At 56.8% G+C, this 9,835-nt stretch carries 9 protein-coding genes; 3 read left to right on the top strand and 6 right to left on the bottom strand.

The window, feature by feature from the left end:
* Positions 1-50: 50 nt before the first annotated feature.
* The 4 genes from ACOYNV_RS08170 to ACOYNV_RS08155 all read right to left on the bottom strand — a co-directional run bounded on the left by ACOYNV_RS08170 (position 51) and on the right by ACOYNV_RS08155 (position 5,422).
* Positions 51-2,642, bottom strand: a complete 2,592-nt coding sequence (locus ACOYNV_RS08170; RefSeq protein ID WP_422899267.1) for a DNA topoisomerase III — start codon at positions 2,640-2,642, stop codon at positions 51-53.
* Positions 2,643-2,822: 180 nt separating this feature from the next.
* Positions 2,823-3,272, bottom strand: coding sequence for a DUF494 family protein (locus tag ACOYNV_RS08165; RefSeq protein WP_422899266.1), 450 nt, complete (start codon positions 3,270-3,272; stop codon positions 2,823-2,825).
* A gap of 14 nt (positions 3,273-3,286) precedes the next feature.
* The gene (gene dprA, locus ACOYNV_RS08160) at positions 3,287-4,378 is read right to left on the bottom strand and encodes a DNA-processing protein DprA (RefSeq protein ID WP_422899265.1); all 1,092 of its coding nucleotides are present in this window, start codon (positions 4,376-4,378) and stop codon (positions 3,287-3,289) included.
* 3 nt (positions 4,379-4,381) lie between these two features.
* Positions 4,382-5,422: a LysM peptidoglycan-binding domain-containing protein gene (locus tag ACOYNV_RS08155; protein WP_422899264.1), complete on the bottom strand. Its 1,041-nt coding sequence runs from the start codon at positions 5,420-5,422 to the stop codon at positions 4,382-4,384.
* Positions 5,423-5,622: 200 nt separating this feature from the next.
* Between ACOYNV_RS08155 and def the strand changes: the two genes are divergently transcribed.
* The 3 genes from def (at position 5,623) to htpX (ending at position 7,978) form a co-directional block, all read left to right on the top strand.
* Positions 5,623-6,126, top strand: a complete 504-nt coding sequence (gene def / locus ACOYNV_RS08150; RefSeq protein ID WP_422899263.1) for a peptide deformylase — start codon at positions 5,623-5,625, stop codon at positions 6,124-6,126.
* Positions 6,123-7,046, top strand: a complete 924-nt coding sequence (gene fmt, locus ACOYNV_RS08145; protein WP_422899262.1) for a methionyl-tRNA formyltransferase — start codon at positions 6,123-6,125, stop codon at positions 7,044-7,046. The genes def and fmt overlap by 4 nt, the downstream gene beginning before the upstream one ends.
* Positions 7,047-7,126: 80 nt before the next feature.
* Complete coding sequence (htpX, locus tag ACOYNV_RS08140) at positions 7,127-7,978, top strand: zinc metalloprotease HtpX (RefSeq protein ID WP_422899261.1); 852 nt, start codon at positions 7,127-7,129, stop codon at positions 7,976-7,978.
* A 7-nt stretch (positions 7,979-7,985) separates the two neighbouring features.
* Here the strand turns inward: htpX and ACOYNV_RS08135 are convergent, their stop codons facing one another.
* Together ACOYNV_RS08135 and ACOYNV_RS08130 are read right to left on the bottom strand one after the other, a co-directional pair.
* Positions 7,986-8,939 (bottom strand): S1/P1 nuclease, encoded by a 954-nt coding sequence (locus ACOYNV_RS08135; protein WP_422899260.1) that lies wholly within the window; start codon positions 8,937-8,939, stop codon positions 7,986-7,988.
* Positions 8,929-9,828: a cation diffusion facilitator family transporter gene (locus ACOYNV_RS08130; protein ID WP_422899259.1), complete on the bottom strand. Its 900-nt coding sequence runs from the start codon at positions 9,826-9,828 to the stop codon at positions 8,929-8,931. The genes ACOYNV_RS08135 and ACOYNV_RS08130 overlap by 11 nt, the downstream gene beginning before the upstream one ends.
* Positions 9,829-9,835 lie beyond the last annotated feature (7 nt).

Below are 9,835 nucleotides of genomic sequence, written 5' to 3'. Positions count from 1 at the left end.
TTGATAGACTAATTCTTGTCAGAAAATGTATAGACTTGGCTGATAAGAGACTAAGCCACCTTCTTGCTTGCTCTTGCCTTTTTGGGGGCCGGTTTTGGAGCTGGCTTTTCTACTTCGGCTGTAGCGGTTTTTGCAGGCGCCTTGGTTTTTGGTTCACGCTTCTCGAACTCGAATCCGACCTTTCCGTCAGGTCCTCGGACAAGGAAAGCCGAAAATTTGCGTCTTGTCCGCGCCGAAACGAAGTCTTTGAGCAGATCAGTGCGACCGGTTGAGAGCAATTTTTTCATTTGCTCATCTTCAACCTGCTGCTGCAGGATGACTTTGCCGGAACGGAAATCACAACTTTTGTTCGGCCCGACTGATTTCTCGCACACGTAGGCCATGCCATGTTCGAAGACGCGTGCTGAGCATTTCGGGCAGGCACCGAGCGTAGGTCGGTCGGAAAAATCAACTTCATCGGCATTTGCGTCATCACCATTGGCGCCCTGACCGAAATCAAACTCAGGCAGGTTTTCGGCGTTGAGCTTGATGATGGCGTTAAAAGGGCGTCCCATCTTGTTGCGGAAGCCGGTGAGAGGTCCAATCTTGCGCTCGGTGAGCAATTCCTCAATTTCAGCGGCTTCAAATTGTCGGCTGGCAACGATCTTCCACAGGGCAAAATCGCAAGCTTGGCACTGGAATTTTTTGTAGGTCTCCTTGATCATGCCGCCACACTTCGGACAGGGTGTTGAGAGTTCGCCAAAGTCACCGGGGATGGTGTCGCTGTCGTAACTTTTGGCACGGTCGACGATGCGTTGCGTCATCGCCGAAATCTCGTTCATGAAGGCCTCGCGAGACATTTCGCCACGCTCCATGCGGGCGAGTTTCCATTCCCAGTCACCGGTAAGTTCTGGTGCCGTGAGTTCAGGAATGCCCAAGCCGTTGAGCAGGGTCATCAGCGAGAAGGCCTTGGCCGTGGGTTGTAATTCACGACCTTCGCGATTCAGATACTGCTCGCCGATCAGGTTTTCAATGATCTGCGCACGAGTTGCTGGTGTGCCAAGACCGCGGCCGGCCATAGCAGCCTTCAGTTCCTCGTCGTCAACCATTTTGCCGGCGCCTTCCATGGCCGAAAGCAGCGTCGCTTCAGAGAAGCGGGGAGGCGGCCGGGTTTCGGTGGCGTTGAGCACGACCTCTTCGGTATGTACCTTCTCTTTCAGGGTTACCGGAACCAGATTGCCTTCGTCGCCTTCCTGCCCTTCACGGCCATAGACAGCTAGCCAGCCCGGATTGACCAGGACCTTGCCCTCTGTTTTGAAAGGCTCAGCTTCGACGCGCGTGATGCGCGTAGTGATCATGAATTCTGCCGCCGGGTAGAAAACAGCAAGGAAACGCTTGACGACCATGTCGTAGAGTTTCTGCTCCGGCTCTGAGAGGTGCTTTGGCGCCTGCAAGGTCGGAATGATGGCGAAGTGGTCGGATATCTTGGCGTTATTGAAAATACGCTTGTTCGGAATAACCCATTTGCGTGCCAAAATCTGGTGGGCGAATGGTGAGTAACGAGCCAGCATAGCCTCGTCATGTCCCTTGCCAACTCCTTCGCCAGTAAGCATGGCGAGAGTCGCATTGACTGTCGGGAGATAGTCTTCCGGTAACGCACGTGCGTCGGTACGTGGATAAGTCAGTACCTTGTGCTTCTCGTACAAGGCCTGGGCCAGGCCAAGCGTTGACTTGGCAGAAAAGCCAAATCGGCTATTGGCCTCGCGCTGCAGGCTGGTGAGATCGTAGAGCAGCGGTGATAGCTGGGTTGATGGTTTGGCTTCTTCGGACACTTCACCGGCTTTGCCCTGGCACTTGCTCTGCAGCACCTTGGCACGAGCTTCATCCCACAGGCGGTCAGCACGCTGATGTTCGTCTTCTTCGCTTTTTCCCTTGGCAAAATTCTCGTCAAACCATTTTCCTTTGTATTCGCCAGCAAGGCAGGCAAAGATGCCTTCCAGTTCCCAATAGGGGCGCGGTTTGAATTTTCGGATCTTATCTTCGCGCTCGACCATCAGCGCCAAGGTTGGTGTCTGAACGCGGCCAACCGTCGTCAGATGGAAACCGCCAGTTTTGGAATTGAAAGCAGTCATGGCGCGCGTGCCGTTGATGCCAACCAGCCAGTCGGATTCAGAGCGGCAGACAGCGGCATCAGCCAGGCCCTGCATATCGGAACCGGTGCGCAGGCGCGAAAACCCGTCTTTGATAGCCTGCTGTGTCATCGACTGCAACCACAGCCGTTCGACCGGTTTGCCGCTCTTGGCGTGCTGGGCGATGTAATTGAAGATCAACTCGCCTTCACGTCCCGCGTCACAGGCGTTCACCAGACTACTCACATCCTTGCGTTTGATCAGTCGGGTAAGCAGTTTGAGGCGGGATTCAGACTTTTCTATCGGTCGCAAATCGAAATACGGAGGAATGACTGGCAGGTGAGCAAACGACCACTTACCGCGTTTGACTTCATATTCTTCCGGACAGGCTAGTTCGAGCAGATGACCGACGGCCGAGGAAAGAACACAGTCTTCGCTCTCGAAGTAGTCGTCGTGTTTAACGAATCCGCCCAATGCGCGTGCGATATCAGCGGCGACGGAAGGTTTCTCGGCAATGATCAGCTTCTTACTCATGGAGTTTTTTGTGCCAGTTAGGCGGAGAAATTAGATGATTAGGGAATGGTTGGACTGCGCCACGGTGCAGGGCATAATAAAAGCACAATGCTGCGCTTGGCAAGCAACGGCTGTCAGTAGCAAATCGAGACCAGCGAGGCGTAGGCCGGTGAGGGTTAATTCCGACAGTAGTTGAAGGGCTCAGTGCAGCAGTTCCGGGTCGGCATCGTAGAGCAATTCCTCGACAATCAAGGGTTCAAGATCCTGTTCCCGGCTCCACAGCACCATTAAAACAATGATCTTGAATTTGGCCAGCGGAACCGGATCATCCTCCAGCATCAATCCGCGTTCTACGACCAACTCTCGCAACGCGGGTGTGATAACCCCAGCCGCTTCGAGAAAGAAAATAAAACTCAGGCAATCCGTACCAAGCTTTTGCTGTTCCTCATCGAGGTAGATACGTAGCGAACGGTGGTCGGTGGAAAATTCAGCGACTCTGGCGCTCTTTAGACCAGCCAGCCAGACGATGGCTTCCGAGATATCCCCCTTCTCGAAACCAACAGCACTCAGCTTGCGAGCCAGTGCGTTAGGTTTCGGGTGTGAGGAAAAATCAGAATAGTTTTCGAATAGGTAGACGAGGATATCGATCATGAGATTATTTTATTTCAGGCTTGCCGAAGCCGCTGGTAGCGGCCTCCAGGCAAACTGGCAACTCGACCATCAAGTTCCAAATGCAACAGCTTCACGCAAAGCGACTCGGCCGTCAAGCCACTACTTCCGGCAAGCTCGTCCAGTCCGCAAATATCATAGCCCATCAATGAAAGCAGTTCATCAGCTGCAACATCGTCGCCACTCTCCTTTGCAGCATTGACCGTCGACGGAGTGCTCCAGCGCAGTTCCTCAAGAACGTCCTGTGCAGTTTCAACCAGTTTGGCACCCTGCTTGATGAGCTTGTGACAGCCTCGCGACTGTGGCGAGTGTATCGAACCAGGAATGGCAAAGACCTCGCGACCCTGCTCGCCAGCGAGACGAGCAGTAATCAGCGAGCCGCTGACGATTGCCGCCTCAACGACCAGCACGCCGCGCGCAATACCGGAGATAAGCCGGTTTCGTCGAGGAAAGTTGGCGGCAGTGACCGGTGTGCCAATCGGGAATTCGGAAACGATGGTTCCTCTAGTGCCGATTTCCAGAGCCAGTTCACGGTTTCGTGCCGGGTATATGCGATCGATGCCGGTTCCGATAAAAGCGATGGTGTCGCCGGTAACGGACAATGCACCGCGATGCGCTGCGGCGTCAATGCCAAGGGCCAGACCGCTGGCGATCACCAAACCTGCTTCCGCGAAGGTCGCGGCAAAACGTTCGGCGTTCTGAATGCCTTGAGGTGTTGGATTTCGACTGCCTACGATGGCCAGCGCCGGACGGTTGAGCGGTTCGATGCGGCCTCGCACATAGAGCACGGTTGGCGGATCTGGAATTTCCAGCAGCGCCTGAGGGTACTCAGGATCGGCCAGCGTGATGATGTGCTGATCAGCTTCATTCGACCACGCACAGGCCGCCGAAACGACGGTTTCATTATTGGTATCGAGCAGGAGGCTGGCCGCCTTGTCGCCGATGACTCCACGCACCGCGCTGCGACCGGCAGAAAAGACCGCTTCGGGAAGACCGAAGGCGGCGAGCAGTTTGCGCTGCGTTTCACCGCCAATTCCAGGAGTGAGCGTCAGTCGTAACCAGTTGGATAGCGACTCGCCCTCAGTCATAGCTCAGGGCGTGCGGACGAAATCGTTGATATCAACCGTGCCCTCGGATTGAACGACCAGGGCATAGGAAATACGGTCAAAGGTGCGGAACACGAAAAGCAACCCGGTACGCTCGGAGGGAATCTGCACGTTTACCTTGTGATCCTCTTCGTTACGCTCAACAACTGTCCGATTACGTTCGAGTGCCAGAATATGCCCGATTTCGAGACCGTCCTTGCCGCCCCGATTCAGTGAAACGATCGAGCCACGTCCGGCCGATCCGACACCACCATAGATCGAAATGATGCGGCCATCGATCAAGAAATCAGGCTTGTGTGGAATGTAGGCTACCAATGGAGGGCTGACTGCCGGGACCAGTCGGTCACCGCGACCGATTTCCTGCTTGGCGCTCAGTATTTCAAAAGTGGCCGGGCTGCCAGGCTTGACCTGTGTTGCCGTGCCCAGATAAAAAGCTTCGTAACCGAGAATATACTTGGGATTAGACGGGTTTTGATCGGGGTAAGCCGGGTCAAGTAACGGCTTGCCGTTGCGATAGACCTGCCACTGTTGTTTGGCAGGATCGGCGTTGTCAACATACGCGAGATCGCCGTTGCCAAGAAAAACCCTATCCTGCTGAGTCGCGATGATACGGGCCGCGTTGTCCAAGCCATTCACTTCGACAACGAGTGGTGCGGAAAGGAAAGGTTCGATGACGTTGGGCGGAATCGGTGGAATCGCCTGACTAATCTGTTCGGAATATATCTGGGGCCGCAACTTCGCGTTTTGAACGCGCAACAGCGGATTGCCGCTGGCATCGCGATCAAGTACGATCACATCGCCAGGGTAAATACGGTTGGGATTTTTGATCTGTTCCCGGTTCATGCGCCAGATTTCCGGCCAGCGCCAAGGTTCCTTGAGAAACTGGGCGGATATTCCCCAGAGGGTGTCGCCCGGTACGACAATGTGCCGATCCGGTGCGTTATCAGCCAGTTGGAGCGGTTGTTCGACAGCGCTGCAAAGTGTCACGGCCATAGCCAGAACTAGCGCGGATATAATGCGGATCATCGTGTTATCCTCATGCGAACGGTCGGCAACCTCTGTGGATGCTAAACCTTGGGTTCTGGTGATTTCTTGAGCCATGTTTTAAGCCGTATCCTCACCGCACTCTCAGCCACAGACATCGCATACAATGCGCAAATATTGCGCCGTTTTTCAAGACGTTGCATCGGATTCTGCACGTAATTACTACTTCGATCAAGCTTTTTATGCCACTACTACCAATACTCCGTTTCCCTGATCCGCGTCTGAAAACTGTCGCCGCTCCGGTTGAAATGATTGACGACAGCATCCGGTGTCTGGCACGTGACATGGCCGAGACGATGTACGAAGCGCCGGGCATCGGACTGGCCGCGACACAGGTCGATGTACACAAGCGGGTGATCGTCATTGATGCCTCCGAAACCCGCGATCATCTGCTGGTCTTGATCAATCCCGAACTTGTCGAGAGCGAGGGTGTTCAGGTCTGTGAGGAAGGTTGTCTCTCGGTGCCTGGCATCTACGACAAGGTTGAGCGAGCGGAGCGTGTTGTCGTTCGCTATCTTGATCCGGATGGCAAGGCGCAAAAAATTTCCGCCGATGGCTTGCTGGCGGTTTGCCTGCAACATGAAATAGACCACCTTGAAGGCAAGGTTTTTGTCGAGCATCTCTCACTGCTGAAACAGATGCGTATAAAAGCCAAGCTGGTCAAGCAGTCACGGATTACCGCATGAAGCTGGTTTTTGCCGGAACGCCGGAGTTTTCGGCATTGGCCTTGCGTGCCATTCTGGCCGCTGGGCATCACGTGGAGTTAGTGCTTACTCAGCCGGATAGGCCTTCAGGCCGGGGCATGGCGCTTCGTGCGTCGCCGGTCAAGGAATTGGCGCTGGCCTCCGGAATCGAGGTTTTTCAGCCACCGACACTGAGGGATACGGCCGCGCAGGAACGTATACGAGCCGTCAATGCCGAGGCCTTGATTGTTGCTGCTTATGGACTGATCCTGCCGCAGGCGGTACTCGACATGCCGCGCTTCGGCGGTATCAATATCCATGCCTCACTGCTGCCGCGCTGGCGCGGCGCGGCGCCGATTCAGCGGGCGCTTCTCGCCGGTGATGCTGATACCGGCGTTTGCATCATGAAAATGGAGGCTGGGCTGGATACCGGGCCGGTACTGCATTCGGAAAGCTTGCCGATTAATGCTGACGACACGGCGGCTACATTGCACGACAAGCTCGCCGTACTTGGCGCTCGCCTTATCGTCGAGGTACTTGGGAAACTGCCCTTGCCGTTCCACCCACAGCCGGAGTTCGGGGTGACCTATGCCGCCAAGATCGACAAAGCAGAAGCGCCGCTCGACTGGCGTTTGCCAGCCGTCCAGTTGGCCAGGCAGGTCAGAGCCTTCAATCCGTTTCCCGGTGCCACAGCCAGTCTGCAAGGCAGCCTGATCAAGGTGTGGCAGGCCGAAGCGGTGGCCGCGACAGGCGCATCGGGTTCCGTTGTTGCAGCCGACAAGCATGGCATCGTAGTCACTTGTGGCGAAGGCGCGCTACGACTGACCGAGTTGCAAAAAGCCGGGGGCAAGCGACTTCCAGTCGCGCAGTTTCTTGCCGGAACGCCCGTAAGGCCAGGATCGTCCTTCGATCTTCCGTATTGAATTTTTCCGTTATCTCCCAATCTAATGGCCAAAGCGGCGGTTATTCCGCCTGAATTCTGACCAACAAGGAGATCACGACGATGCTTGGCAACTGGTTGAAAACATCCATCCTGATGGCGGCGATCATGGCGCTGTTCGGCGTCATCGGCGGCTATCTCGGCGGCGCGACGGGCATGGTGATGGCGCTGCTGTTCGGCGGTGCGATGAACCTCTTCGCCTACTGGTTCTCGGACACCATGGTGCTGAAAATGTACAACGCACGTGAGGTCGACGAAGCCTCGGCACCGCAGTTTTACACCATGGTCCGTGATCTGGCGCAGCGCGCCGGGTTGCCCATGCCGCGCGTTTATCTGATCGACGAACCGCAGCCCAATGCCTTTGCCACCGGGCGCAATCCGGACAACGCAGCGGTTGCGGCAACCACGGGGATTCTTAACCTGCTTTCGGCGCGCGAGATCAGGGGCGTGATGGCGCATGAACTGGCGCACGTCCGCCACCGCGACATCCTGATTTCGACCATTTCGGCGACCATGGCCGGTGCAATCTCGGCGCTGGCCAATTTCGCGATGATCTTTGGCGGCCGGGATTCGGAAGGGCGTAGCAATCCGATTGCCAGCATTGCCGTCGCCCTCTTGGCGCCGCTTGCCGCTTCGCTGATCCAGATGGCTATCTCGCGCGCCCGTGAATTCGAAGCGGATCGTGGCGGTGCGGAGATTTGCGGCGATCCGCAGGCGCTGGCCGACGCGCTGGCCAAGATTGATGCCTACGCACGCGGGATTCCCATGCCGGTGGCCGATGAACATCCGGCCACGGCGCAGATGATGATCATGAACCCCTTGTCCGGTGGCGGCATCGCCGGCCTGTTCAGTACCCATCCGGCCACCGAGGAACGGGTCGCGCGTCTGCGTGCCATGCGTAACATATCGCGCTGATCGTGCATCACCGTTTCAACTTCGTACTTAACAGTTCGCGCAGCAGATCGGCGAGTCGGTAACCGGCTTCTGCTATTCGCTGGTTGGCGATTTTCCTGGCGTTTTCGTAGAATTCTTCACTAATGGTAGGGACGTTTTCGGCGCCGGGCGGATAGGCACTTTTCCTTGCTATCCGCCAGCTTTCGTTAATCCACTGCCCGGACGTTGAATGCGCCGGATGCGGATAGGAAGCGATCAACGCCTGGCTCGCTGCTGTGAGACGTTCTCCACGCAACCAGGGAGGGCCAGGCAGATCGTCCCAGAAGGTATGCAGCGTTGATGAGCTTTTGCGCGAATTGAACGGGTTGATCACCGTCATTCCGCTGCCGAGCTTGTCCCACTTGCCGTCGGCGTCGAGCCGGATGCTGGTGTGCAGGGGTTGATGGGCATCGCCGATCAGGTGGATGAGCCAGGGCAAGGCATAGACGCGCTCGATTTGTGGCGCGCTGGTGGAGCCGATGATTTTTGCCAGCGCCACGAGCTGCTTGTCGAGCAGCCCAGAGACCGTTTGATTCCCGAGCGCATCGTCAAGCGGACGATTCAAGTAGTGCCAGTCGCGGCGTCGTTCCATGTCGGGGAAGCCGGGCAGCGTTGCTGTCGGATTATCGATGCCGGCGCTGTAGAAGCGCGTGTCCTTGCGGATATCGTCGGGCCAGGTCGAGGCCTCGATGAAAGCGCCCCGGCCGGTCTGGTCATCTCCTGTTCTCCTGAGCCAGCGCGCATAATCCGGGTGCGACCGCAGCAGTTGCGAAAGCTCGGAGCGGGTGTGTTCATCAAGCTGATCCCAGGCAATGCTGGCTACCAGGCGATGTCCGGCGGCGTTCCAGGCCAATGCCGGCAGGGGCAGGAGCAGCATCAGCGCCAAAGCCGGCAGCAAGAGCCGGTAGCGGGCTACAAGTGATGAAGTTCGGTTACCTGTCAAGCGCGATATCCTCAAGTGACGCCGGGTCGTCCAAGGGCTCCAGATGCGTGAATACCGTCGTATGCGGCAGCGTGTTGCGAATGTCGCATTCCAGCCGCTCAGCCAGATCGTGGCCTTGCTGGATCGTCCACTCGCCGGGCATCAGAACGTGCAGTTCGACGAAGCGGCGCGCCCCTGACTCGCGGGTACGCAGGGCATGATAGTCAATTCCGATCGCGCGATAACGCGTCAGGACAGCCACTACCAGAGCATGCTCTTTGGGCGGCAAGGCAACATCCATCAAGCCCTGAGTTGAGCGGTAAAGAAGCTTCCATCCGGTCCACACGATATTGGCCGCCACCAGCAATGCCAGTACCGGATCGAGCCACAGCCAGCCGGTCAGTGCCACGGCAGAGACCCCGGCGATGACGCCAACCGAAGTCCACACGTCGGTCATCAGGTGACGGGCGTCGGCCTCCAGCGTCAAGGATCGGTTCTTGAGTCCGGCGGCGAGCAGGATGCGGGCGGTCAACAAATTGACGATCGAGGCAACCACTGAAACCGCAAGACCGATGCCCAACTGTTCCAGCGGTTGCGGATGCAGCAGTCGCTCAATGGCGGCAACGCCGATGCCTACTGCGGCGAGTAAAATCAGCAGCCCCTCGAAACCGCCGGAAAAATATTCGGCCTTGCCGTGACCATAGGTGTGATGATCGTCTGCCGGCTGTTCGGCGATGGTTATCATGGCCAGAGCCATCATTGCTCCGGCGAGATTGACGACCGATTCGAGCGCATCGGAAAGCAGGCCGACTGATCCCGTCATCCACCAGGCCACACCCTTGAGCAGAATGGTGGCCAAAGCGGCACTGATCGAAAGCCACGCGTAGCGTTTGAGGGAAGGAGTGCTCATACACGCA

Source organism: Propionivibrio sp., from assembly GCF_049316945.1.
In the GTDB taxonomy this organism is placed as follows: Bacteria; Pseudomonadota; Gammaproteobacteria; order Burkholderiales; family Rhodocyclaceae; genus Propionivibrio.
Note: the sequence above shows the minus strand (reverse complement) of the source record. Positions and strands in the feature narration are given on the sequence as shown.

Coding starts and splice junctions, on each gene's coding strand:
- ACOYNV_RS08170 (WP_422899267.1), bottom strand. CDS start 2,642: ATGAGTAAGAAGCTGATCATTGCCGAGAAACCTTCCGTCGCCGCTGAT.
- ACOYNV_RS08165 (WP_422899266.1), bottom strand. CDS start 3,272: ATGATCGATATCCTCGTCTACCTATTCGAAAACTATTCTGATTTTTCC.
- dprA (WP_422899265.1), bottom strand. CDS start 4,378: ATGACTGAGGGCGAGTCGCTATCCAACTGGTTACGACTGACGCTCACT.
- ACOYNV_RS08155 (WP_422899264.1), bottom strand. CDS start 5,422: ATGATCCGCATTATATCCGCGCTAGTTCTGGCTATGGCCGTGACACTT.
- def (WP_422899263.1), top strand. CDS start 5,623: ATGCCACTACTACCAATACTCCGTTTCCCTGATCCGCGTCTGAAAACT.
- fmt (WP_422899262.1), top strand. CDS start 6,123: ATGAAGCTGGTTTTTGCCGGAACGCCGGAGTTTTCGGCATTGGCCTTG.
- htpX (WP_422899261.1), top strand. CDS start 7,127: ATGCTTGGCAACTGGTTGAAAACATCCATCCTGATGGCGGCGATCATG.
- ACOYNV_RS08130 (WP_422899259.1), bottom strand. CDS start 9,828: ATGAGCACTCCTTCCCTCAAACGCTACGCGTGGCTTTCGATCAGTGCC.